Source organism: Porphyromonas sp. COT-239 OH1446 (assembly GCF_000768875.1).
GTDB lineage: Bacteria > Bacteroidota > Bacteroidia > Bacteroidales > Porphyromonadaceae > Porphyromonas.
In genome coordinates, this window is sequence record NZ_JRAO01000005.1 from 1 (window position 1) to 24,516 (window position 24,516).

The 24,516-nt window shown below is 55.3% G+C and carries 18 protein-coding genes and 2 pseudogenes; 17 read left to right on the forward strand and 3 right to left on the reverse strand.

What is annotated here, in order from left to right:
• Window positions 1-336 (reverse strand): annotated as a pseudogene (locus HQ37_RS08425) (IS3 family transposase); the annotation flags it as partial.
• A gap of 282 nt (window positions 337-618) precedes the next feature.
• Here HQ37_RS08425 and HQ37_RS00800 point away from each other — a divergent pair.
• The 6 genes from HQ37_RS00800 to HQ37_RS00825 all read left to right on the forward strand — a co-directional run bounded on the left by HQ37_RS00800 (window position 619) and on the right by HQ37_RS00825 (window position 7,130).
• The gene (locus tag HQ37_RS00800; RefSeq protein ID WP_036878994.1) at window positions 619-1,914 is read left to right on the forward strand and encodes a sigma-54-dependent Fis family transcriptional regulator; all 1,296 of its coding nucleotides are present in this window, start codon (window positions 619-621) and stop codon (window positions 1,912-1,914) included.
• The gene (lptE, locus tag HQ37_RS00805; RefSeq protein WP_036878997.1) at window positions 1,895-2,425 is read left to right on the forward strand and encodes an LPS assembly lipoprotein LptE; all 531 of its coding nucleotides are present in this window, start codon (window positions 1,895-1,897) and stop codon (window positions 2,423-2,425) included. Before HQ37_RS00800 ends, lptE begins: the two co-directional genes overlap by 20 nt.
• Window positions 2,403-3,149 (forward strand): tetratricopeptide repeat protein, encoded by a 747-nt coding sequence (locus HQ37_RS00810; RefSeq protein WP_235264609.1) that lies wholly within the window; start codon window positions 2,403-2,405, stop codon window positions 3,147-3,149. Before lptE ends, HQ37_RS00810 begins: the two co-directional genes overlap by 23 nt.
• 6 nt (window positions 3,150-3,155) lie before the next feature.
• Entirely contained in the window at window positions 3,156-3,557 is a 402-nt protein-coding gene (gene secG / locus HQ37_RS00815) for a preprotein translocase subunit SecG (protein WP_235264610.1), read from the forward strand.
• Window positions 3,558-3,808: 251 nt separating this feature from the next.
• Entirely contained in the window at window positions 3,809-6,097 is a 2,289-nt protein-coding gene (locus HQ37_RS07995; protein ID WP_052080659.1) for an exo-alpha-sialidase, read from the forward strand.
• A 13-nt stretch (window positions 6,098-6,110) separates the two neighbouring features.
• Complete coding sequence (locus HQ37_RS00825) at window positions 6,111-7,130, forward strand: cation diffusion facilitator family transporter (protein ID WP_081951702.1); 1,020 nt, start codon at window positions 6,111-6,113, stop codon at window positions 7,128-7,130.
• 85 nt (window positions 7,131-7,215) lie between these two features.
• On the opposite strand, the gene tyrS is transcribed toward HQ37_RS00825, so the two are convergent.
• Window positions 7,216-8,511 (reverse strand): tyrosine--tRNA ligase, encoded by a 1,296-nt coding sequence (tyrS, locus tag HQ37_RS00830; protein WP_036879013.1) that lies wholly within the window; start codon window positions 8,509-8,511, stop codon window positions 7,216-7,218.
• A 510-nt stretch (window positions 8,512-9,021) separates the two neighbouring features.
• Here tyrS and HQ37_RS00835 point away from each other — a divergent pair.
• The 6 genes from HQ37_RS00835 to HQ37_RS00860 all read left to right on the forward strand — a co-directional run bounded on the left by HQ37_RS00835 (window position 9,022) and on the right by HQ37_RS00860 (window position 18,269).
• A complete protein-coding gene (locus HQ37_RS00835; protein ID WP_036879016.1) occupies window positions 9,022-11,259 on the forward strand; it encodes a bifunctional (p)ppGpp synthetase/guanosine-3',5'-bis(diphosphate) 3'-pyrophosphohydrolase in 2,238 nt (745 codons plus the stop codon).
• 38 nt (window positions 11,260-11,297) lie between these two features.
• On the forward strand, window positions 11,298-13,271 hold the full coding sequence (locus HQ37_RS00840; RefSeq protein ID WP_036879021.1) for a fructose-bisphosphatase class III: 1,974 nt from the start codon (window positions 11,298-11,300) through the stop codon (window positions 13,269-13,271).
• An 18-nt stretch (window positions 13,272-13,289) separates the two neighbouring features.
• Complete coding sequence (locus HQ37_RS00845) at window positions 13,290-15,641, forward strand: transglycosylase domain-containing protein (RefSeq protein WP_036879036.1); 2,352 nt, start codon at window positions 13,290-13,292, stop codon at window positions 15,639-15,641.
• A 244-nt stretch (window positions 15,642-15,885) separates the two neighbouring features.
• The gene (locus tag HQ37_RS00850) at window positions 15,886-17,013 is read left to right on the forward strand and encodes a TlpA disulfide reductase family protein (RefSeq protein WP_160215055.1); all 1,128 of its coding nucleotides are present in this window, start codon (window positions 15,886-15,888) and stop codon (window positions 17,011-17,013) included.
• Between the two features lie 322 nt (window positions 17,014-17,335).
• Window positions 17,336-17,977, forward strand: a complete 642-nt coding sequence (locus tag HQ37_RS00855; protein WP_152566745.1) for a hypothetical protein — start codon at window positions 17,336-17,338, stop codon at window positions 17,975-17,977.
• Window positions 17,961-18,269, forward strand: coding sequence for a transcriptional regulator (locus tag HQ37_RS00860; protein WP_036879043.1), 309 nt, complete (start codon window positions 17,961-17,963; stop codon window positions 18,267-18,269). Before HQ37_RS00855 ends, HQ37_RS00860 begins: the two co-directional genes overlap by 17 nt.
• Window positions 18,270-18,374: 105 nt before the next feature.
• On the opposite strand, the gene HQ37_RS00865 is transcribed toward HQ37_RS00860, so the two are convergent.
• A complete protein-coding gene (locus tag HQ37_RS00865) occupies window positions 18,375-19,571 on the reverse strand; it encodes a HAMP domain-containing sensor histidine kinase (RefSeq protein ID WP_235264611.1) in 1,197 nt (398 codons plus the stop codon).
• 276 nt (window positions 19,572-19,847) lie between these two features.
• Between HQ37_RS00865 and HQ37_RS00870 the strand changes: the two genes are divergently transcribed.
• The 5 genes and pseudogenes from HQ37_RS00870 (at window position 19,848) to HQ37_RS00890 (ending at window position 24,479) form a co-directional block, all read left to right on the forward strand.
• Window positions 19,848-20,345 (forward strand): SPOR domain-containing protein, encoded by a 498-nt coding sequence (locus HQ37_RS00870; RefSeq protein ID WP_036879048.1) that lies wholly within the window; start codon window positions 19,848-19,850, stop codon window positions 20,343-20,345.
• 9 nt (window positions 20,346-20,354) lie between these two features.
• The gene (murB, locus tag HQ37_RS00875) at window positions 20,355-21,371 is read left to right on the forward strand and encodes a UDP-N-acetylmuramate dehydrogenase (RefSeq protein WP_036879051.1); all 1,017 of its coding nucleotides are present in this window, start codon (window positions 20,355-20,357) and stop codon (window positions 21,369-21,371) included.
• Window positions 21,372-21,380: 9 nt separating this feature from the next.
• Entirely contained in the window at window positions 21,381-22,880 is a 1,500-nt protein-coding gene (lipB, locus tag HQ37_RS00880; RefSeq protein WP_036879053.1) for a lipoyl(octanoyl) transferase LipB, read from the forward strand.
• 65 nt (window positions 22,881-22,945) lie between these two features.
• Window positions 22,946-23,332 (forward strand): annotated as a pseudogene (locus HQ37_RS00885) (DUF2721 domain-containing protein); the annotation flags it as partial.
• Window positions 23,333-23,600: 268 nt separating this feature from the next.
• On the forward strand, window positions 23,601-24,479 hold the full coding sequence (locus HQ37_RS00890) for a GIN domain-containing protein (protein ID WP_036879055.1): 879 nt from the start codon (window positions 23,601-23,603) through the stop codon (window positions 24,477-24,479).
• The last annotated feature ends 37 nt before the right edge of the window (window positions 24,480-24,516 follow it).

The following is a 24,516-nucleotide window of genomic DNA, read 5'->3' on the forward strand; positions in this document are numbered from 1 at the left end:
CTCGATGCCGTAGGTCTCTTCGGCCAAATCCACCAAGAGCTTATAGGCTTCATGACCCAAGCTCTCGCGCTTGAGGCGACTTTTGAGTACTCGGTTCTCCTTACGGAGTTGGCGAAATTCTTCTCTCTCACTGAGCGTTAGATCGCTCTTGGGGGGCTGGGACGATTGCATAGGGCAGGAATGAGGTTTGTCTTCAAGATCAAATTTACGAATCCAATCGAGAAGTACACCATGGGAAATCTTGTACTTGTTCTCGATGGCGTGTTTGCTCTGTGGACCACTCAGGTACTCCTCGATGATCGCAAGGCGTTCAAAATCGCTAGATGCTGCGGGCATAATCAATAGGAATTGGGCTCCACCCACTGTCAACTTTTTTCAGTACACGACAGGTCTCCGTCGAGGTGCTATCTATACCTCCATCGAGTCTCCAGCTGCACCTCCGTCGAGATCCTATCTAGCTGCTCGATGGAGCTCTCGGTAGCTGCTCCATTGCCCCTCCCCCTCGCCCATGCCTCCACCCCCTCCCCCTCGTCGAGGCTTCACCCCCTCGTGCAGCATCGAGGAAGGAGAACGGTAGGGCAGGGGAATTTGCCTATCTTTGTATGACAAAAAGGCAGTATGAACACAGATACACAACAGGTCAAGCAACGCTTCGGGATCATTGGCTCTAGCCCCTTGCTCGAGCGTGCTCTACAGGTCGCCCTACAGGTTGCCCCGACGGATATGTCCGTCCTGGTCATGGGCGAGAGTGGGGTGGGGAAGGAGATCTTCCCCAAGATCATTCATCAGCATAGCGCACGCAAGCATGGCCCTTATATTGCGGTCAATTGTGGCGCAATTCCCGAGGGGACAATTGACTCGGAGCTCTTCGGCCATCTCAAGGGCTCGTTCACCGGTGCGATCACAGACCGTAAGGGTTACTTCCAGGAGGCCTCTAGTGGGACGATCTTCCTCGACGAGGTGGGTGAGCTGCCGATGGCCACACAGGCACGCCTCTTGCGTGTGCTCGAGACGGGTGAATTCATCCCCGTCGGGGCGAGTGCAGCCCTGCGGACAGATGTGCGTATCGTTGCTGCGACCAATGTCAATCTGCGTGAGGCTGTCGCTCGAGGGCGATTTCGAGAGGATCTGCTCTTTCGCCTCAATACCGTACCCATCGAGGTACCACCGCTGCGTAGCCGCAGTGGCGATATTGCCTTGCTCTTCCGTTACTTCGCCGCCCAGAGCTCGGAGCGTTACTCGATGCCTCCGCTACGCCTAACGCCCGAGGCCCGTGCCCTGCTCGAGCAGTACCGTTGGCCTGGTAATATTCGAGAGCTGCGCAACCTGACGGATCGGATCAGCGTGCTGGAGGCCGAGCGAGAGATCTCTGCCGAGACCCTCGCCCGCTACCTAGAGCCCGAGACTCCGATGGAGCTACACCCTGCGCTGCGGTTGATCGATCGTGCGGACGCCTCCTCGGGCTTCAGCAACGAGCGGGAGATCCTCTATCAGGTGCTCTTCGACCTGCGCAAGGATGTGGCAGAGCTCAAGAGCCTCATCGGCAAGATCATGCAGGGTAAGGTCAAGATCCCCAGCAATGGAGAGCTGGGTGAGCTCTCCCCGAGCGAGTTCATTCGCCCCACACCTCCTCCTCGGGTCGCCTACGAGGCAGACGAGGCTTCGCCCTACGTCTCGACCCTCCCACCCTCGGCCCGAGCCGATGTCGAGGAGGTACATACCATAGAGCTCATTGACGAACCGACCCCCGAGATACAGCTCTCGCCCCGCACACTCGAGCAGGTGGAGCGGGAGGAGATCACCTCTGCCCTGCTCAGACACTCAGGTCGCAGGCGTGCTGCTGCCAAGGATCTCAAGATCTCTGAGCGAACTCTCTATCGTAAGATCAAAGAATATGGCCTCGAAGACCTCTAAGATCCTCTCTCGAGCAGTGGCCCTGAGCCTGCTCTTTCTGCCCCTCGTCTCGGGCTGTAGTATCAGCTACAAGTTCAATGGTGGCTCGATCGACTACACTCGTCTCAAGAGTATCGTGATCGCAGATGTAAACAACCGAGCCCCTATTGTCTATCCGCCTTTTGCGGTGAACTTCACCGAGGGGCTTAAGGACTTCTACACCCGACGTACCCGTCTCGATCTCGTACCCCGAGGTGGAGATCTCGAGCTTGAGTGTACCATTACGGGCTATGAACTCACCCCTATGGCGGTCAAAGAGGATAATTTCGCTGAGCGAACTCTCTTTGTCGTAACGGTCAGGGTGCGCTATGTCAATCATGACAACAGCAAGGAGAGCTTCGAGCGTAGCTTCCGAGCGCAGCGAGACTTCGACCGCTCGACCCCCTTCTCTAGTGTGCAGGATGCCCTGCTCGAGGAGATCACCGAAGATCTGATCAAACAGATCTACAATGCTACGATCGAGAATTGGTAACCCCACGACCACGATGACCCGAGACGAGCTAAACGACCTCTTGAGGCATCCACAGCACCTCTCGAGCCAAACCCTACAACCCCTCAGAGAGTTGCTCGAGGCTTATCCTTACTGCTCGAGCTTTGCCTTCCTCTACCTCTACAACCTCGCCCTCGTCGAGGATGTCCGCTATAGCTCTGAGCTCCGACGTCTAGCCCTCCATTTGCCCTCCAGGGCCCGACTCTATAGTCTTGTCGAGGGGGATCCCGAGCCTGAGCTGGAGGTCGGGTCTCGGGATGAAGCTCCAAGCCCCTTTGACCTCATCGATAGCTTCCTCGAGCAGGAGCAGGCCTTAGGTCGAGAGCTACCCTCCGACCTCGGCTACGAGGGACAGAGCTCCTCGAGGGACGATTATTTCGCTAGTCGAGAGGGCCGAGAGCTGCTCGAGACGGGTGAGCCCTTAGAGCCCGAGGCGGATCTTCCAGCCCTTGACCTCTCGGAGGCTATTTGCACATTCCCCGAGAGGACTTCATCCTCCAGCTCTACACCATCTGTACAGGACGAGGAGCTACAGGAGGAGCTCTTCACTGAGACCCTCGCTCGCATCTACATTCAGCAGGGGCACTACGAAAAGGCTCTGCGCATTATACGCTCTATTAGTTTGAATTATCCAAAAAAAAGCCTTTACTTTGCAGACCAAATAAGATTTCTAGAGAGATTGATCAATAACAATAAATTAAGATAGAAATATATGTTCATCTACACCTTCCTCACTGTTCTCATCGTCTTGGCCTCTCTGTCCTTGATCTTTGTCGTTATGATACAGAAGTCTAAGGGGGGCGGGCTTGCATCGGCCTTCTCGGCCAACAACAACATCATGGGTGTGCGCAAGACAACTGACGTCGTAGAGCGTACCACATGGTGGCTCGTAGGTATTGTCGTGGGGCTCAGTATCCTCTCTACAGCCTTCTATACTCGTGGTGGCGATAGCCAGAGTACTCAGCTACAGCGTGCTGTCGAGCAGCGTGCTATCTCTGCTCCTGCGCTGCCTGCTGCTCCTGTCTTTGGTGGCGATACCCCTAGCGCAGAGCCCACAGCTACAGAGGCCACGCCTAGTCAGCCTACGACGCCCGAGAGCAGTACGGGTAACTAATCTCAAGGTATATATGAGTCCGTCCCACTCGGGACAGGTAACCCCATAGGGCTGTCATCGTAGCGATGACAGCCCTCTTTGTATCTCCTCCGTTACTCGAGCAAGATCTTACCTCGAGATAGGGTAAGCAAAAATGAGTACCTTTGGGGAGCATTGTGCAAGACCTCGCCTCAGAGCCCTGCATGAGTGCGCCCATAACCCCTGGCTTGGGGCATTTGACAATAAATATCTATCCCTTACAGACAAATCTTATGATGAAGCGAAAAATCTTCTTGGGCCTGGCTCTTGCCCTCTTTACCCTCCCGAGCTTGGAGGCGCAGCATAAGCGAACCTACATAGAGCTTGATGGAGAGCGGCAGTACCTTAGTGTCCCAGCCCATACGGACTTCGACATGAGTCGAGAGGGCAGCTATACGATCAGCTATTGGTTCTGGGGGGCTCGTACCCAAGCCTATACTTCGGGGCAGCGCATCCTCTCTCGAGCCAGCTCCGCCGTAGCCAACGAGTATCCACGCTTCGGATACGAACTTCTAGCCCTGCGCAACACGCAGAGCAACTTCTCTGGTTACTCCCTCCAGCAGTATTTGGACAGAGAGACTAATCGCTCGAGTACCGCCTGGGTACACTCCCCCGAGAGGGCTGAGATACGCTCTTGGCATCATGTGGCCTTCGTGATCGATCGAGAGGGAGGGCAGATATCGCTCTATGTTGATGCTCAGTTGCAGAGTAGTGTTCCTGCCAAGGCCTTTGAAGCTTTTGAAGTGCAGGGGAGCCAGCCAGTGCTCATCGGCTGCTCGCGTGATGCTAAGGGCAATCCGAGTGGCTACTTCGGAGGGAGACTGGACAATGTCCGCTTCTACCATCGTGCCCTAACGATCGGAGAAGTGAAGCGAGACCTTAGCAGCGTGTACTCTAGGCCAAAGATTAAAGGCCTTGTAGCAGCTTTTGACTTCGATAGTTATCGCCCTGGAGATACCTCGATCACTGACGCTACGGGCAGGCATACCGCCCAGCTACATGGTTTTGCCTCGGGGCTTGATCATCCTCTTGTCCGTACCTTTGCCGAGACTAAGACCAATGGTAATCTGATTGGCCGTGGAGAGGCACAGGCCTTGAGCTCTCTAGCCCTCGGCCTTGCTCGTGTAGACCGTATCAGAGAACTTTCGGTGTCGCTCGAAGGGACAACGAGCCTCGAAGATATTAGAGCCCTCAAGCTCTACGCCACTGAGGTGTGCGATCGCTTTGACCATCGAAGCCCTGGGCTGTTGATTGCTCAGACAGATAAGATCGAGACATTGAGTAGGCTCATTGCTGTTAAGGGAAGTCCCCGGATTGACCATGGTACCAAGCTTTGGCTCGTGGCTGATATTGCCCCTTCAGCTGGGGAGGGCAACCTCGTGGCCACACAGGTCAAGAGTATTAGCTTCGCCTCCAAGGCAAAGAAACCCTTCGTCCCCGAGGCTCAAGTGCATCGTCAGGAGATTGTCCTCGAGCGCACACTCGTTTGGACCCCAGGAGAGCAGGGGGCTGCTAGCTACCGTATCCCCGCTATCGTGCGGATGGATGATGGCTCGCTCGTAGCCTCGATAGACCGCCGTAAGAACAGCGACTACGACCTACCTGAGGATATTGATGTAGAGGTCAAGATCAGCCATGATGAGGGCAAGACCTGGAGCGAACCCATCACCGTTGCCCGAGGCACTGCAGCCCATGGCTACGGCGATGCTGCGATGGTGAGCGACGGCAAGACGATCCACATGGTGATGGTTGCGGGCTCGGGCCTCTGGGCTTACCCCAGCAGTGCTCAGAAGGCGATGGAGATGTACTACACGCAGAGCACCGATGGCGGACGCAGCTGGACTCCTGTGCGGGAGATCACCTCGGAGGTCTATACCGATCGTTACCCCAATGGAGGGTTCTTCGGCTCGGGGAATGGACTGATTACCAGCCGTGGGCGCATCGCTTTCGTCGCTGCTATGCGTGTTGATCCACGATGGGGAGGACAGATGGACAACGTCATGGTCTACTCCGATGATCAGGGCAAGAGCTGGAAGGCCTCTCCAGTGGCTCGTGCCAATGGAGACGAGTCGAAGATCGTCGAGCTCTCGAGCGGAGAGCTGCTCATCTCCAGTCGTAACCGTGCTGGCGGGGCAAACGACCGCACCTTCGTCGTCTCGGCAGACCATGGGCAGACTTGGTCTACGCCTGGCACCTGGAGAGAGCTGCGGGGTAATGCCTGCAATGCCTCTCTGACACGCTACAGCACTACCCGAGAGGGCAAGGCTCACAATGTGCTGCTACATACGCTACTGCACTCGGCCAAGCGAGAGCGTCTGACGCTGTTCCTCAGCGATGACGACGGGCGCAGCTGGCCTGTAAGCCGGGTGATCTGCGAGGGAGAGGCGGCCTATAGCGAGCTGGTCGTCTTCCCCGATGGCTCGATCGGGATCATCTCGGAGGAGAATGACCGTCCTGCCTACGATATCTACTTCACCCGAGTGTCCCTAGAGTGGCTCATGAAGGGTAAGAACAAGAAATAAGACTACAAAAACAATGGCACACGATCACACACCTGGTGCCTGCTGCCACCATCACCATGAGCATCACCATCATGCTCATGGTGATCATCATCACAGCCATGGTCATCACCATGACCACGGACACGGCCATCATGGTCATCACCACCACCATCATCACCATCACCACCATGGGGGGCAGGGGAATATCCTCCTGGCCTTCGTGCTCAACCTCTTCTTCTGCATCATCGAATTCGTCGGAGGGATCCTCACGGGCAGCATTGCGATCCTCTCGGATGCTCTGCATGACCTCGGTGATGCTCTAGCCCTAGGTATTGCCTGGCGGCTTGAGAAGCTCTCCGGTAAGGGGAGAGATGAACGCTTCAGCTATGGCTACAAGCGTTTCTCTCTATTGGGGGCGTTGATGCTCTCGGTTATCCTCTTGGTCGGCTCGTTCTTTGTCATCAAGGAGGCTATCATCCGCCTCTGGTCGCCTGGCGAGCCTCACCCCCAGGGCATGATGCTCCTGGCCGTGCTGGGTCTTCTGATCAATGGTATAGCGGCTTGGCGCATGAGCGGTAGTAGCTCGCTGAGCGATCGCTCTATCCGCCTGCACTTGATGGAGGATGTATTGGGTTGGCTCGCAGTGCTGGTAGTCAGTGTGGTGATGCACTTCGTTTACCTGCCCATCCTAGACCCCCTGCTCTCACTAGGGATTACGGCCTGGATCCTGTACAATGTGTACTTCAACCTTCGGGACACGCTGCGGATCTTCCTACAGGCGATCCCCGAGGATGTGTGCTCGAAGGACTTCTGCCGTGAGGTGTCTGCCCTCGAGGGGGTGATCTCTCTGCACGACCTGCATATCTGGACGCTCAATGGGAGTGATCACATTGCCTCGGTACATATTGTTTACTGCCCAACGACTCATGCTTCGGGTGAGAGTCTTGCAGAGCTCAAGTGCCGCATTCGAGAGCTAGCCTCTGCTCATGGCCTGGCACATATTACTATAGAGCTAGATCCCGAGGGTTCGAGTTGTGGGCTCGAGTGCTGCTAGCTTCTAGTGCTCTGAGCGTGCAAACACTAGCCCCCAGGCTGCATTGGCAGCCTGGGGGCTAGTGTTTTGTCGTGTGGAGAAGAGCTTACTCTGCTATGAGTAGGTAATAGCTCTTCTTGCCTCTTTGTACGAGGAGGTACTGGTCTGCGATGAGGTCGGAGCGTTCGATGAGGAGCTCATGGTCGCTGACCTTCTCCTTGTTGATGGAGAGACCGCCTGCCTGTACGAGCTTGCGCAGCTCGCCCTTGGAGGGGAGGACTGCGGTCTCCTCGGTCAGTAGGTCTATGATCTTGATGCCTTCGGCCAGCTTATTCCTAGTAATCGTGAATTGGGGTACTCCCTCGAAAACTGAGAGGATCATCTCCTTGGAGAGTCGCTGGAGCTGCTCCTTAGTTCCCTGACCGAAGAGGATGTTGGAGGCTTCGACAGCGGCCTCGTACTCCTCTCTGCTGTGTACCATGACGGTGATCTCCTCGGCGAGGCGACGCTGTAGTGGGCGCAGGTGAGCGGCCTGAGCCTGCTCGGCCTCGAGGGCAGCGATCTCCTCCTGGCTGAGGGTCGTGAAGATGCGGATGTAGCGAGCTGCATCGGCGTCGCTCACGTTGAGCCAGAACTGATAGAAGGCATAGGGGCTTGTGCGTTTGGGGTCAAGCCAAACGTTGCCACTCTCGGTCTTGCCGAACTTCCCTCCGTCGGCCTTGGTGATCAGCGGGCAAGTCAGCCCATAGGCTTCGCCTCCATCCTTGCGGCGGATGAGCTCTGTGCCCGTGGTGATATTGCCCCACTGGTCAGAGCCCCCCATCTGTAGCTTACAGCCCATGTGTCGGTAGAGGTGGAGGAAGTCGTAGCCCTGAAGCAGCTGGTAGCTAAACTCGGTGAAGGACATCCCCTCGCTGCTCTCACCATTGAGACGCTTCTTGACCGAATCCTTGGCCATCATGTAGTTTACAGTGATGTGCTTGCCGATGTCTCGGATGAACTCGAGGAAGCTAAACTCCCGCATCCAGTCATAATTATTTACTAGCACAGCGGCGTTGGGAGCATCACTATCGAAGTCGAGGAAGTGAGCTAGTTGCTTCTTGATGCACTCTTGGTTGTGGCGCAGTGTTTGCTCGTCCAGGAGGTTACGCTCGCTGCTCTTCATCGAGGGGTCGCCGATCATCCCCGTTGCGCCCCCAATTAGGGCGATAGGGCGATGACCTGCGAGCTGTAGGTGGCGCAGCATCATGACCCCGACTAGGTGGCCGATATGCAGTGAGTCGGCTGTAGGGTCGATGCCAAGGTAGGCCGAGATCTGCTCCTTGGCCAGTAGCTCCTCTACCCCAGGCATGAAGTCGTGGAGCATACCTCGCCAGCGAAGCTCTTCAATAAAATTTTTCATACAGCTATATCTGTGTGTAATACCGTAATTGTAGCTTTTGCAATGAGTCGACAAAGGTACAGATAATTCTTTGTTTGTAGCATCGTCCACTTGGTGTGCATATTTGCTCGCCTCCCGAGGTCAGACCTGCCCAAGGCGTGGGGAGGTGAGGGCTATGTGCTTGATGGGCTCTCGGTGGAGCTCCGTCTGAGTCTCCACTTCGATCCAAATAGGACTTCGGTGGTGATCCTATCTAAGCCTCTACTTCGATCCCAATAGGACTTCGGCAGAGCTCTCGTCTAGGCCTTCACCCTCGATCTCGATAGGGTCTCAAGAATGGGTGTCTCTAGAGCTCTAGGATATTCCCGAGCTAGGGAAATTCATTCGCTGAGGCTCTGCACTCCCCCGTAGACCAGTCCAGTAACTTGTCGATCTAGTCCATATCTCCCCTCGAAGGGTAACTTCCTCTCGATGTTGGGAGCGTAGAGTGCTACATTTTTAATACTTTTGAGCATCTTTAGGCTTATCATTATGACACAGACCACCGAAAGAGAGAGACGCATCCGTGAGTGTAGCTACGAGCTCACGAGAGGATCGCACTTGCGCCTCGATAGATCTCAGAGGCAGCAGCTCATCGCATGCCTCAGGGAGGGCTACGAGGCTGGTGCTTTTGCCCCCAGTGAGCATGAGCCGCACAGTATCGATCGGCTACAGCTTAATCTCGAGGTGGCCTGTATTGCACAGCGAGAGCTGGGTCTAGATGTCGAGTCGCTGCTCGCCCTCCTGCTCTTCCGTGCCTGCCACAGCGGGGCTCTAGAGCTACGTCGCATCGAGGAGCTCTTCGGTGGAGAGCCTGCACGGCTGATTCGTCTACTCTCTCGCACCTCGGAGCTGTATCTCAGACGAGAGTCTATTAGCTCGGAAAACTTCCATAACCTCCTGCTCTCGATGGCAGAGGACATCCGTGTGGTGCTGCTCATTATCGCCGACCGTCTCTACCTGCTGCGCCATGCCAAGGCTCTTCGCAGTAACGAGCATCGTCTGTCGCTGGCCGTAGAGGTGTCTTTCCTCTATGCTCCCCTGGCGCATCGTCTCGGGCTCTACAAGATCAAGGGCGAGATGGAGGATTTGTGTCTTAAGTATCAAGATCGGGAGACCTTCGACATGATCAAGCGGCGTCTAGGCGAGACTAAGCAGGCCCGTGATGCCTATATCGATAGCTTCATCGCCCCTGTGCGCAAGGCCCTGGAGTCCGAGCTCGATGTGCCCTTTGAGATGAAGGGGCGGGTCAAGAGCATCAGTTCTATACACAACAAGCTGCGCAAGCAATCCTTCGAGGATATCTACGACCTTTTCGCCATTCGGGTGATCCTCGACGTCCCTCGCTCGAGGGAGCGTCAGCTCTGCTGGCAAGTCTACTCGATCATCACCGATATGTATCGACCGAACCCCGAGCGGCTCAAGGACTGGATCTCCATCCCCAAGAGCAACGGCTATGAGAGCCTACACATCACTGTAATGGGTCCCGAGAACAAATGGGTCGAGGTACAGATCCGCAGCAAGCGTATGGATGCCGTAGCCGAGCAGGGGGTGGCCGCCCACTGGCGATACAAGGGCATCAAGGGTGAGCAGGGCCTAGACGAATTCTTAGCCTCTGTGCGGGAGACCCTCGAAGCTGTGCGCTCGGGCGAGCAGGACAAGGAGGCTCTGCTCGAGTCCTCAGTCATGACTCTGCGCTCGGAGGAGATCTACGTCTTCACCCCCAAGGGCGAGGTGCTGAAGCTGCCCAAGGGGGCTACGGTACTTGACTTCGCCTTTGCCATCCACAGCCGTGTGGGTGCGACAGCCATCTCGGGCAAGGTCAATGGCAAGAATGTCTCCATCAAGCATCAGCTGCGCAATGGGGACAGCGTCGAGATCATCACCAGCCAGCAGCAGAATCCTCGAGCCGACTGGCTCTCCTTCGTCGTGAGCTCTCGGGCCAAGAACCGCATTCGTCAGATCTTGCGTGCTGAGGAGGAGGCTGGTCTCGCTCTCTCCAAAGAGATGGTTCAGCGCAGGATCAAAAACCGTAAGCTGCCTTTCAGCGAGCAACTCTTCTCTCGCCTGCTGCTGCGCCGAGGGTACAAGCATCAGACGGACTTCTACCGAGATCTCGCTCAGGAACGGCTCGACCTGCAGGCCTTCCTCGATTTCTATGAGACCGAGCTCAGGCAGCAGGAGCAGTCCGCCCAGGCGCAGAGCATCGCCCCCCAGGGGCGCAGTGCCGAGGAATATGTCGTCCTGCCCGAGGATGGGGCTACAGAGACAAGGTGCAACAACGAGACCGATATCCTTGTTATAGACCAGGGCCTTACAGGAGTTGAGTACAGCTTCGCCAAGTGCTGTCAGCCTGTCTTTGGCGATCAGATCTTCGGCTTCGTGAGTGGGCGAGGGATCAAGATCCACCGCCTCGATTGTCCGAATGCAAGGGATATGTTCGCCCGTACAGGGCACAGGGTCTTGATGGCCAAGTGGACAGGTAGCGATGACCAGGCTATGCTCATCAGCATTGAGGTCATTGGCCGAGATGATATCGCAGTGGTAACCAACATCACCTCGCTCATCAAAAAAGACCCCTCTACGAAGATCCGCAGCTACTCAATCGACTCGGCCGACGGCCTCTTCCGAGGGACTTTTACCCTCTATGTGAGCAACCGTAGCTCTCTGACAAATCTCATCAAGAAGATCCGAGGGGTCGTCGGAGTCAAGCAAGTAGAGAGACTATAAGAAGATAGACTGTTTAACATCATCACACCCCCAGCACTATGGAGCATACTGATAAAGAGCTCAAGTATCTGAGCCTGCTGTCTAAGCAATTCCCCACGGCTGCCTCGGTAGCCTCAGAGATCATGAACCTACAGGCTATCCTCAACCTGCCCAAGGGTACGGAGCACTTCCTGGCCGACGTGCACGGTGAGTATGAGGCCTTCATTCACGTCCTCAAGAATGCTTCGGGGACGATCCGCCGCAAGGTCTCCGAGCTCTTCGGCGGACAGATCCGTGAGCAAGAGATCCGTGAGCTTTGTACGCTCATCTACTACCCCCAGGAGAGCCTCGAGCGTATTCGTCAGCGAGAGAGCTCGGTGGCCGACTGGTATGTCGTAGCCATCAACCAGCTGATCAAGGTCTGTCAGAGAGTGAGCGAGAAGTACACTCGCTCTAAGGTGCGCAAGGCCCTTCCCCCACAGTACAGCTACATCATCCAGGAGCTCCTGCACGAGGATGGGCTCAACAGCAAGAAGGCGGGTTACCTACAGGCTATCCAAAACTCCATCATCGAGACCGGGCAGGCCGAGGACTTCATCATCGCCATCTCTGAGACCATACAGCGTCTGGCCATCGACCATCTGCACGTCGTAGGCGATGTCTACGACCGAGGCCCAGGAGCTCATGTGATCATGGACAAGCTGCTCACCTACCATAATGTAGACATCCAGTGGGGTAATCATGATATCCTCTGGATGGGTGCAGCTGTGGGCAACGAGGCGAGCATGGCCAACGTGATTCGTATTGCCCTGCGCTATGCCAATCTAGCTACCCTCGAGGGCGGCTATGGCATCAACCTCCTACCATTGGCCCGCCTGGCTATGGAGGAGTATGCCGATGACCCCTGTAAGCGTTTCCAGGCCAAGGTCGGAGATACTGACGAGGCCTATGACGACAAGAGCCTCTACCTGATCAGTCAGATGCACAAGGCTATTGCAGTCATTCAGTTCAAGCTCGAGGCTCAGCTGATTGCTCGTCGTCCCGAGTATGGGATGCAGGGGCGCAATCTGCTGCACCTGATGAACCTCGTAGAGGGGACGATCCGTCTGCCTGATGGCAGCGAGCACCCTCTGTTGGATACCCATTTCCCTACGATCGACTTAGAAGATCCTTATCGTCTCACGGAGGCAGAGGTCGACGTAGTAGCCCGATTGAAGCATTCTTTCCTACACAGTGAGAAGCTTCGCAAGCACGTGAACTTCCTCTACAAGAAAGGAAGTATGTATCTAGCCTACAACTTCCAGCTCCTCTACCACGCCTCGATCCCACTGAATGAGGATCGAAGCTTCAAGAGGGTACGTGTTGGCGACCGCTACTACGCAGGCCGAGAGCTCATGGATCGAGTCGACGAATATGTGCGCCTGGCCCACTGGTCTGCTAGCGATGCCCCAGAGCATGGGGAGGCTGTGGACTATATGTGGTACTTGTGGTGCGGGCCAGACTCGCCCCTCTTTGACAAAAGTGCCATGACGACTTTTGAACGTTACTTCATTGCTGATAAGGCTACCCACCACGAGCAGAAGGGCTTCTACTACGTCTATCGTGTCGAGCAGGAGGTCTGCGAGCGCATCCTAGCCGAGTTCGGCCTCGAGGGCCCGGACACCCATATCATCAACGGGCACGTCCCTGTCAAGGCTGTCAAGGGTGAAGTCCCCCTGCAGGCAGGTGGCAAGCTCATGCTCATCGATGGAGGCTTCAGTCGAGCCTATCAGTCCAGTACGGGTATGGCTGGCTATACGCTGATCTTCAACTCTCAGGGCCTACAGCTCGTCAAGCACGAACCCTTCAGCTCGACCCGTCAGGCCATTGAGCAGATGGAGGATATTGAGAGTATCTCCGTCGTGCGCGAATACAGCTCGCACCGCATCCTCGTCCAGGACACAGACCAGGGTAAGATCCTCATCGCCCAGGTAGAGGAGCTCAAAAAGCTGCTCTATGCCTACAAGCATGGCCTGATCAAGGAACAAGAATAATCACCTCTATATCAATAAATGAAACTAAGCAAATCAAGTCTGATCGGTTGGATGTGGGCACTCTTTGCCCTCATCTGGCTGGTCGTACTGGGGACTTTTGTTGCGATTACTCTAGGTTGGATTGGCTATATGCCGCCTCTGGAGCAGCTACAGAACCCTATTGATAAGTATGCCTCTCAGCTTATCTCCTCCGATGGTGAGGTCATAGGTTCGTATGCGCAGAGCGGGGGCAATCGAGTCTCGATAGACTACAACGACATCTCTCCCAATCTAATCAATGCCCTCGTGGCAACGGAGGATGTGCGCTTTCGAGAGCATTCCGGCATCGACTTCCGCAGCGTCGCCCGTGCAGTTTTCAAGACTGGTATCCTTGGGCAGAAAAGTGCCGGTGGGGGGAGTACGATCACCCAGCAGCTGGCCAAGCAGCTCTACTCCGCCCCCACACGAGGCTTCATCGAGCGTCTGATGCAGAAGCCCATCGAGTGGGTCATCGCTGTCAAGCTCGAACGACTGTACACGAAGGAGGAGATCATCACCTTCTATCTCAATCAGTTTGACTTCCTCTACAATGCTGTAGGCATACAGTCAGCCTCCCACACCTACTTCGGTAAGAAGCCCTCCGAGCTCAACATTCAAGAGGCAGCTATGCTCGTGGGTATGTGCAAGAACCCCTCCCTCTACAACCCCATTCGCTACAAGGACAGCGATCGCCCCCTTGGCCGTCGCAATGTTGTCCTCGAGCAGATGCACAAGGCGGGCTTCCTCACTCGCTTCGAGGCCGACTCGCTCTCGGCCCTGCCCGTGGAGACGAAGTATCACAAGATCGACCACAAGGAGGGCCCAGCCCCTTACCTGCGGGAGCATCTGCGCAAGATCATGATGGCCAAGAAGCCTGACCCCTCGGAGTACAGAGGCTGGCAGCGAGAGCAATATGTCCTGGACAGTATCGCCTGGGAGCAAGACCCCCTCTACGGCTGGTGCAACAAGAACCTCAAGGCTGACGGCACGCCCTACAACATCTACACCGATGGTCTGAGGATCTATACCACCCTCTCGGCCACGATGCAGCGGTATGCCGAGGAGGCTATGCGTGAGCACATGGCAGGCTACCTGCAGCCAGCTTTCGACCGAGAGAAGAGGGGGCGCAAGGATGCCCCCTTCGCTGCCGAGCTCCCAGCCAAGAGCCGAGAGGAGATCCTCCTCAAAGCCATGAAGCAGACAGACCGCTGGCGAGAGAGTGCCGAGCAGGGAATGAACCAGGATGAGATCCTCAAGAGCTTCCGTGTCAAGACGAAGATGCAGGTCTGGTCCTGGCAGGGGATGCGAGACACCGTTATGACCCCGCTCGACTCGATCCGTTACCTCAAGGGGATCCTCCGCTCAGGCTTCATGGCAATGAACCCTCACAATGGCCATGTCTTGGCCTATGTCGGGGGGATCAACTTCTCCAACTTCCAGTACGATATGGTCTCTCGAGGTCGACGTCAGACGGGCTCGATCATCAAGCCCTACCTCTACTCTCTCTCCATGATCGAGGGCTTCTCGCCCTGCGATGAAGTCCTGCATGTGCAGCAGGTGATCCCCCTCGAGGACGGTAAGACTTGGATCCCTCGCAATACAAACCGCCGCCGTATCGGAGAGATGGTTTCACTGCAGTGGGGATTGCAGCACTCGGACAACTGGGTAACTGCCTATCTTATGTCGCAGACCTCGCCCCGAACCTTCCTGCGCCTCCTGCGCAGCTTCGGCCTACAGGGGCAGATCGATGCGACGATGGCCATGTCGCTGGGTACGCCCGATGCCTCTGTGGCAGAGATGGTCTCGGGCTACTCAACCTTCGTCAATCGAGGCATACGAGTGAGTCCGCTCATGGTTACCCACATTGAGGACAAGATGGGCAATGTGGTGGCGACCTTTAGCCCTCAGATGACCGAGGTCTTGCCGCAGGATGCCTCCAACAAGATGCTCTACATGCTGCAGAACGTCGTCAATGGAGGGACGGCCGGCCGACTCAGGGCTCGCTACAATCTGCCCATGCCTCTAGGGGGTAAGACGGGGACGACGAACAACAATAGCGACTCCTGGTTCATTGGCTTCTCGCCCGACATCGTCGCTGGCTGCTGGGTCGGCGGAGAGGAGCGAAGTATTCGCTTCAACTCAATGACCTATGGCCAGGGAGCTTCGGCCGCTCTGCCGGTCTTTGCTCTCTTCATGCGCAAGGTGTATGCCGATCCCAAGCTGGGTTACAAAGCCTCGACAGGCTTTGGCCTGCCGCCAACCTTCTCGCCCTGCTCCGATGCCGGCTACGACGGGGAGGACAGCCCAGCCTCCGAGAACGAGCTCCCCTCCAACGACATTTGGGACTACTAGACCCCTCCGTCCGATCAATCCTCCCCCCCCTCGCCAAGAGCCCTCCCCGTGAGCCTCTTGCCGAGGGGGGATTTCTCTATATTCCCGCTCTTCTTGCTCGAGCCCTCTAGACTCTGACTCTCTCTCTACCCATCTCGCTCGCCAGGGATCTCTTGGCACTTAGATGGACAAATTTGTCTCCCCAACTCTAGACACGCGGACTGATAATTCGTACCTTTGCCCTAGTCTTATATATCCAATGATTATGGCCAAAAATATTAGCTGGGCTCTGCTGCTCTTCATTTGGGCTCTTACCTCATGCCAGTCCTCAAGCTATATTATCTCGGGGACTTTGCCCGATCAGGCAGCAGATCTCGATGATCAGTATATCTATTTGTTAGCCTTCGGCTCGCAGACCCCTATCGACAGTGCTAAGATCTCGGGCGGTGCCTTTAGCTTCTCCAAAAGAGAGGCCGTGGATAGCCTCCCAGAGGGTGTCCTCTCGGCTGGTGAGCGATACAAGGCCGTTGTGATCCTCGAACCTGGGCGTATCCTGGTCGATATGAGCCGTGAGGGTGGGGCGACGGGGACACCTCTCAACGACGCCCTCTCTGCCTTCCTCGCTCGCCAAGACAAAGCCTTGCAGGCCACCAAGGCCAAGAGCGACTCGATCAGCTCCCTCATGGAGCAGTCTCTTGAGGGCCTTTCGGGAGCAGGAGATCGATCCAATGAGCTGTATCTGAGTCTGCAAACTCTCCTGGAGGCTTATCACTCCGAGGTGCTTAATCTTAATAGAGAGCTCTTTGAGGCCAATCGAGAAAACGTCCTCGGAGCTCGTGCTCTGAACCTCCTACTAGGTAAGGTTTCCAAGGCGGAAGCTGACCATCTGATCGCATCTGCAGGCCCAGTCGTGCTGAGGCATCCGCAGGTCGCCGCACTCCTAGAGGCTCGTAGGTCGCTTGAGGCTACGCAGGACGGGCAGCCCTTCACAGACTTTGCCGATGATAGCGATCCCGAGCTCAAGCTTAGCCGCTATGTCGGTCGGGGACATTACACGCTGGTGGATTTTTGGGCTAGTTGGTGCGCTCCCTGCCGTCGAGAGATGCCTGCCCTGCGTCGAGTCTATGACCATTACCGAGACAGAGGCCTGAGGGTCGTAGGGGTAGCTGTCGCTGACAAACGAGAGGCACACGCCAAGGCTGTTGCCGAGGATGGGATCTCTTGGCCTCAGATCTTCAGCGAGCAGGAGGCTAGTAGGCTATATGGCATCGAGACCATCCCCCACCTCATCCTCTTTGCCCCCGACGGCACGATCGTCGAGCGAGATCTTCGTGGTGATAGGATCAGTCGCCTCTTGGATGACCTCCTAGAGAAGAACGGCGGTAGACTATAGACCACCCCTTAGTGTCGCCTCCTTTCGTCGAGCTTTGCCTCAGCCTCGTTGCCCTAGAGCATCGAAATCCTCCCCCATTCTTCCGCCCTTGAATAGCCAGGAGAGGCGGCGTGGTGTGTCAAGTTGATCTTAGTTTGCGAATAGATTTGGTTTATAATATAAACCTTATTATATTTGCATCGTGATAGAGTGCTTCGTCCAGCCTAGGAGGGCGATCCGCCTCTGTCCGAGAGCTCTCCCCATGAGGCTCATATGCAGCCTCCTTAGTAGATCGAGACCCTATCAAGGTCTCTAGTCATTCATCATTCAAATCTCTACGACAATGGAAACGAATCAACTAACACCACAGCAGAGCCTTCGGGTTATCGAGCAAATGATCCAAAATACCCAGCAGCGTGTAAGCACCGAGGGCGGACTCCAATTCCTTATCTGGGGTTACGCAACCGTATTGACGAGCATTTTCTATGCTCTATTCGAGGACTATATGGGTTGGAATGCTGGCTGGATTTGGCTGCTGATCCCCATCCTCGGGACTCCACTCTCGATCTGGACAATCATGCGTGAGCGCAAGAGACAGCATTTTCGCAGCCAAGTCGATCGCTTCATGACGGCTACTTGGCTGGTTATCGGGCTGAATACCTTCCTGGCCAGTGCTGTCTATGGCATCTTCTCTGGGATAGCCATCATTACCCTGATTGGCTCGGCCTCGGCTATTACGGGCTTCTCACTGCGCATTCGAGTGCTGCAGATCTGTTCGATTTTGGGGTTGGTCTTGAACTACGGAGCTATCTTCCTGGATAATATCCTGCCCGAGATGAACTTCTCGAGTACGAGATTTGGTCTCTTCTTTGGCCTTGTCTTCTTCATTATGAACTGTATTCCTGGGCACTACATGTACGTTCGGGCCCGCCGCCAGCAGCGTTTGCAGCAGCAAAACTCTCAGAGCAATGGCACAGATCATTAGCTTGCCAAGTCTCGACCCTGTACTCATGTCCGAGCTGAGGCTAGCCATCATGTCCATTTTGATGTCGGTAGAGGAGGCGGACTTTGTCTACATCAAGGAGGTTACCTCTGCAACCTCGGGCAATATCAGTGTGCAACTGGATAAGTTAGCCAGTTTGGGCTACTTGACGATCGAGAAAGGATTTGTGGGCAAGAGGCCTCGAACCAGCTGTCATATCACCCAGCAGGGGCGAGAGGCTTTCGTCCGACACTTCGAGGCTCTCAGAGCCTATCACCCCGATGATAAGCCCTAGGCTTGTTGCGGTTCAAGATGCGATCCAGGGAGGAGGGTTAGCGGCACGGATCTTCGTGCTGCTGACCCTCCCCTTACAGCGAGCACAAGGGCGGTCTATGGCTGCTTAGTCTTCCCCGTCTAAGCGCATCTCGATGCGAAAGGTTGTCCCCACGCCCACCTCCGAACGCTTGACGTAGATCCGCCCCCTGTGGTAGTCCTCAACGATCCGACGAGCTAGGGACAATCCCAAACCCCAACCTCGCTGACGAGTCGTGTAGCCAGGGTTGAAGATACTCTTGATCTTGCTTCGAGGGATGCCTCGCCCCGTGTCGGTGATGTCGATCAAGGCTTGTCTCCCCTTGGAGCGATAGGCTACTGTGATCGTGCCCTTGCCCTGCATGGCGTCCACGGCATTCTTGATCAGATTCTCGAAGACCCATGCCATGAGCGACTCGTTGGCTGAGATGATGATCGGGTCGTCCTCCCTGGTCTCTACCTCGATGGCGACCTGAGATGAGATGCGAGGCTTCATATAGTTGATGGCTCGGCAGACAAGTCCCCCCAGCTCGATTGGGGCTAGCTTAGGGATCGAACCAACCTTCTGAAATCTATCAGCAATGGTTTCTAGACGGTTAATATCTTTGCTCATCTCGTGCACGATCATCGGGTCGATGTCGCTGCTGGCCAGTAGCTCTTTCCAGGCCATAAGCGAAGAGATGGGCGTCCCCAGTTGATGGGCAGTCTCTCTCGAGAGACCCTCCCACAGACGATTCTGATCCATGCGCTTGAGACTGATCAGGGCGACAATAGCAGCCGCTAGGATAAAGAGGAAGATCCCCTGCTGGATATAGGGCAAGAGCACCAAATAGCGCAGCACATTGCTGTCTGAGTAGTAGATATAGAGTGGCACTGGATACTCGACGAGGATCGGTGGATAGCCAGCCCTGAACTCCTGTAGCTTGTCGTATAGGTAACGCTCGGGGTTGCGCCTGGGAATGTCGAGGTTGCGATAGTTGAGGATCTGTCCCTCTTGGCTGGTAACGATCATCGGGATCGTGGTATTGGACTCAAGCACGCGAGACAGATAGTTGAAGGTTTGCCCCATATCGGGTGTATTGATGGCCTGAGTGGCGAAGGCCCAGATCTCCAGCTTACGTCGCTCCTCCTCGGCCATCTTACTGATCAAGCGGTCTGAGACCAGCAGCGAGATCACCGCTAGGGCGACCGAGATGGTGATCAGCCCCATGCGTACATAGCTATGCTTGTTGATCCAAATGCCACTGTTGAGTAGCATTCGTTTGATGCGAAATGTCTTGTCCATACATTATTTGTCTCTAGTAGACTATTCCCTGCTGAGGAGGTCGAGGCAAAGATAGCAAAGAGCAGCGAGGCTCCGCTCCCCGCCGCCCTTCTTTGTATGGCTTCCGACTCGGATTCTCTCCCGAGGGAGAGGTGTCTTCAAAATCGAAGTCAAGAGCAATTTCATACAAAAATGTAAGTGTAGATGTAGTTGCGAGGATTTTATTATCTTTGCCAAAACTGACTGAGTAGTCAGTTTAGAGTAGAGCTTAGAGATAAACTATTATAAGTCATAGTTATGAAGAAAATTGCAATTGCCTGTACAGCACTTGTGCTGGTTATTGGCCTGGGCTCATGTAAGCCTAAGAAGAGTGCTTATCGTATGGCATACGAGCAGGCCAAGCAACGTGAGATTGCCTCTCAGCCCGAACCCTCTAACACAATCGAATACGAAGAGCCTGAGACGAAGCCCGCCGAAGTCGCCCCTGTCAATAAGATCGTTGTACGCAAGGAGAAGGTCTCTGCTCTCGATGGCGATTCACTCAAGCTCTTTAGTGTGGTCATCGGTAGCTTCCAGAACCCCACCAACGCTCGAGCCCTCAAGGAACGCATGGTCGCCCAGGGGTATAAGGCCGTCTTGGCTATGAACGAGCTCGGGATGGTGCGAGTGATCATCGCCTCATTCGAGACCAAAGAGGAGGCTGCAGCCAGCCGTGATGCAGTCAAGGATCGTTTCGCTCCCAACTTCAAGGACGCCTGGATCCTCGAGACCATGCTTCAGGATACGACTATCTAGCGAGTGGGTATGAAGATAGAGAAAGAAGTTTCTCTGACCCCCTACAACACTTTTGGCATAGATGCACAGGCTGACTGGCTGATCTCATACGACAGTATAGAGGATCTGAAGACCCTAGTCAGGGATGAATACTTTCAGCAGTGCCGCTACCTACACATTGGCGAGGGGAGTAACTTACTCTTCCTCGCCAATTTTCATGGTATTGTCTTGCGCTCCGAGATCAAGCATGTATCTCTTGTGAGCCAGGACGAGACTTCTGTGCTACTCTCCGTAGGGGCAGGGATGATATGGGACGACCTGGTAGCTTACTGTGTCGAGCACTCCTGGTATGGGCTGGAGAACCTCTCTCTGATCCCCGGACAGGTTGGCTCTGCTGCGATCCAAAATATCGGAGCCTATGGCGTCGAGGTCGAGCAGTTCATTCGTCGTGTACATACGCTCCATCGCCGTACGGGCGAGGTTCGCCATTGGGAGCGAGAGGAGTGCGACTATAGCTATCGCCATAGTATTTTCAAGCAGCCCGAGCAGGCAGACTGGATCATTACCCATGTTGAGTTGGAACTGAGCAAACAACCCATCCTCCACCTCGACTACGCAGACCTAGCACAGCGATTTGCCTCAGAGGACTGTGCCCCCAGTCTAGAGGCTGTGCGAGAGGCCGTCATAACCATTCGCCGCAGCAAGCTCCCTGATCCCAAGGAGCTAGGCAATGCAGGTAGCTTCTTCATGAACCCTGTCGTCCCCGCATCTGTAGCCGAGGCCTTGGCACAGCAATACGAACGCATGCCCCAGTACCCTCAGGGAGAGGGAAGGGTGAAGCTCTCGGCGGGTTGGCTGATCGACCAATGTGGTCTCAAGGGTTATACCGAAGGGCCTGCTGGGGTCTATACCCATCAAGCCTTGGTGCTGATCAATCATGGAGGGGCAACGGGGACTGATATTGCTCGCCTGGCCGAGCGAGTACAGCAAGCAGTGCAGGAGAAGTTTGGCGTTGAGCTTCGTCCCGAGGTACGTTACATCAGTTAAACCATCAAGATGAAGCTCATTATCCTAGGCTCAGGGACGAGCACCGGAGTGCCTGAGGTCGGCTGCCTCTGTAATGCCTGTCGCAGCACCGACGAGCGAGATCGTCGCCTGCGTGCCTCTGCTCTCCTAATCACCGACGAGGGCAAGCGTATCCTTATCGACTGCGGGCCAGACTTTCGCCAGCAAGCCCTACGCTACGGCATTGATCACCTTGATGGCATCATCATTACCCACGAGCACTACGACCACATTGCAGGGCTGGACGATTTGCGTACCATCTGCTGGCGAGAGAGCCTGCCTATCTATGCTCAGGCTCGAGTGCTGGACGCTATTCGCCATCGGCTGCACTATGTCTTTGGGGCACACCCATACCCTGGTTCGCCCCGGCTAGAGCTCTTCGAGATACAGCCAGATCGCCCCTTCGAGCTCTGTGGCCTTGAGATAACCCCCTTTGAGGTGATGCATGGCCGTCTACCGATCTTAGGTTTTAGGATGGGGAGCTTGGCTTATATTACCGACCTCAAGTCTCTGCCCGAAGCCTCTCGCCCCTATATCTCGGGGCTTGACCTCCTCGTTGTTAATGCGCTGAGGCAGAAGAAGCCTCACCCCTCTCACCAGTCAATCGATGATGTCCTCGAGCTGCTCGAGGGGCTGGAGCATCGCCCTCGTCTGAGCTTGCTGACCCATCTATCGCACCATGCCCCTGTGCACCGCCTGATGGAGGCCACACTGCCCCAGGATGTACGCCCTGCCTATGATGGGCTATCCATCGAACTCTCTCATGCACCCCAAACCTTTCGTCTAGAGAGCTATCGACCCACAACGCTTCGTCTAGAGTGTCGAGACTGTGGGTACATCGCCTATTCGGAGGCTTATGAGTTGCAGCATCGGCTCTTCGACAGTATCCTCGATTGTAAGCGAAGAGCCGAGGAGACGGAGAGCTATCTTTTGCTCTGTGAGCACAACCCCGTCTTCACCTTTGGCAAGCATGCAGATCGGGCGAATATGTTGATGGACGAAGATTTCCTGCGCTCGCATGGCTATGAGTGGTATAGTATCGAGCGTGGAGGGGATGTTACCTATCATGGCCCTGGACAGATTACGGGCTATCCGATCCTAGATCTAGAAGCCTTTGGCCTTGGGCTAAGGGCCTACATCGAGCTCTTGGAGGAGGCAATCATCGAGCTGCTTGCCCTCTATGATATTCGAGGAGAGCGTAGGAGTGATGCCACGGGTGTATGGCTCGATGCTACAGAGCCTTGCTCGGCCCGTAAGATCTGTGCCATTGGGGTGCGTAGCAGCAGGTATGTTACCATGCACGGCTTTGCCTTGAATGTGAATAATGACCTTGCTCCCTTTAGGCTCATCAACCCTTGTGGCTTCGTCGATGGTCAGGTCAGCTCCATTGCTCAAGAGAAGGGGGAGGAGGTAGACATCACCGTCGTCAAGCATCAGCTCTCAGCGATCATTGTCCGAAGGCTTCGGGAGCGTCTCGAGGCTTTCAAGTAGCTAGTTCTAGACGATGTCTAGTTGGCCACTACCTATTTACAGAATAACTTAAAATACCTAACAATATGGTAACAGAAGGATTAACTCTCACAACACCCTCGCTGCTCTTCTCAGCGATCTCGCTCATCTTACTTGCCTATACCAATCGCTTCCTCTCCTACGCCTCTGTAGTGCGCAACCTGAAGGAGAAGTACGAGAGCAACCCTCAGAGCGATCCTACTTCGCTGGCGCAAATTCAGAATTTTGTCAAGCGTCTACAGCTCATCCGTGCGATGCAGATCCTAGGGGCTGGGAGCTTGCTTTTTTGCTTGACGTCGATGTTTTTCATCTACATCCGTCAGATGCAGCTTGCCGACTGGATCTTCGGTGCGGGGATGATCATGCTGGCGGCCTCTCTTGTACTTTGCATCTGGGAGATACAGATCTCTGTCGAAGCCCTGAGGCTGCATCTGATCACCATCAAGCAGCGTAACAAGCAGAGCCTCTCTCGTAAGTCGGAGGAGGTTAAGCCCAGCGAGACCGAGCGGGTGCATCGCCCCAGGCGTCGCTCTCAGCGTCCACGCCCCGAACGTAAGGAGGAGCAAGTGAGCAAGAAGGATAAGGCTGATACACAAGACAAGCCCGAGCCTAAGACGCCTAAGTTGCGCTCCGCTAAGCCTGCCGATGCCGACTAACCGATAGTCATCTTTGGACATTCAATAACATTAACAACACAGCAGTATGAAGTCTACCATTGTAAAGGCTCTCTGTAGCATTTCTCTTCTCACTTTGGTTGTCCTAGGCGTAGGCAATCTCTCTCTGTTAGCCCATTCTAGGCAGAAGAAGGCTCTCCCAGAGAGCATGCGTATCGAGCTCTCTAGGGAGATCCGAGAGCTATTTGTTACCTCTGCCCTCGAGGTGCACCTGCATCAGGGAGATGAACCCTATATGGAGGTTCGGGCGAGTGATCCAGAGACGCTGGATCTCTTCGCCTACACTCATCAAGACAAGCGTCTCAAGCTATCTCGTAAGAAGAAGAGCTCTCGCCTACGCAGCAGAGAGATCCAAGTGCACCTCTACCTGCCCAACCTCGAGCGGCTCAGCCTCGCAGGGGCAAGCATGATGCAGTCGGATCTGCCGATCGAGGCGGAGCGGTTCGAGCTCGAGGTGTCGGGGGCAAGCCGCTTGAATGACTTGATAGGCAATGCCCGTCAGTTTGTTGCTAGGATCTCGGGGGCTTCTATCGTCAAGGGTTCGATGCGAGGCGAGAGGGCAGATATTAATATCTCTGGGGCAAGCCGCTCCACCCTGTGGCTAGGGGCTAAGCATAGTCTCTCGCTCGGGATGTCGGGGGCAAGCCGATGCGCTCTGAGTGGCGAGGTCGAGATGCTTGACCTTGAGGTCTCGGGGGCTAGTCAGTTCGGAGTCAATACGGATATGAAGCTGTCTGCCCGTCGGGCAAGCATCTCTGGATCGGGGGCTTCGAGGATCTCGGTAGAGGTTACCGAGGAGGTGCTCTCGATCGATCTGTCGGGGGCAACTCGTCTCTACCTCAAGGGTTCGGCCCAGCGCATGGGTAAGATCTCCATCCGAGGAGCTTGTCGCCTGAGTAACGAGTAGATCTATGGCCCGAGGGCCTGCAGTGGATACCTATCGA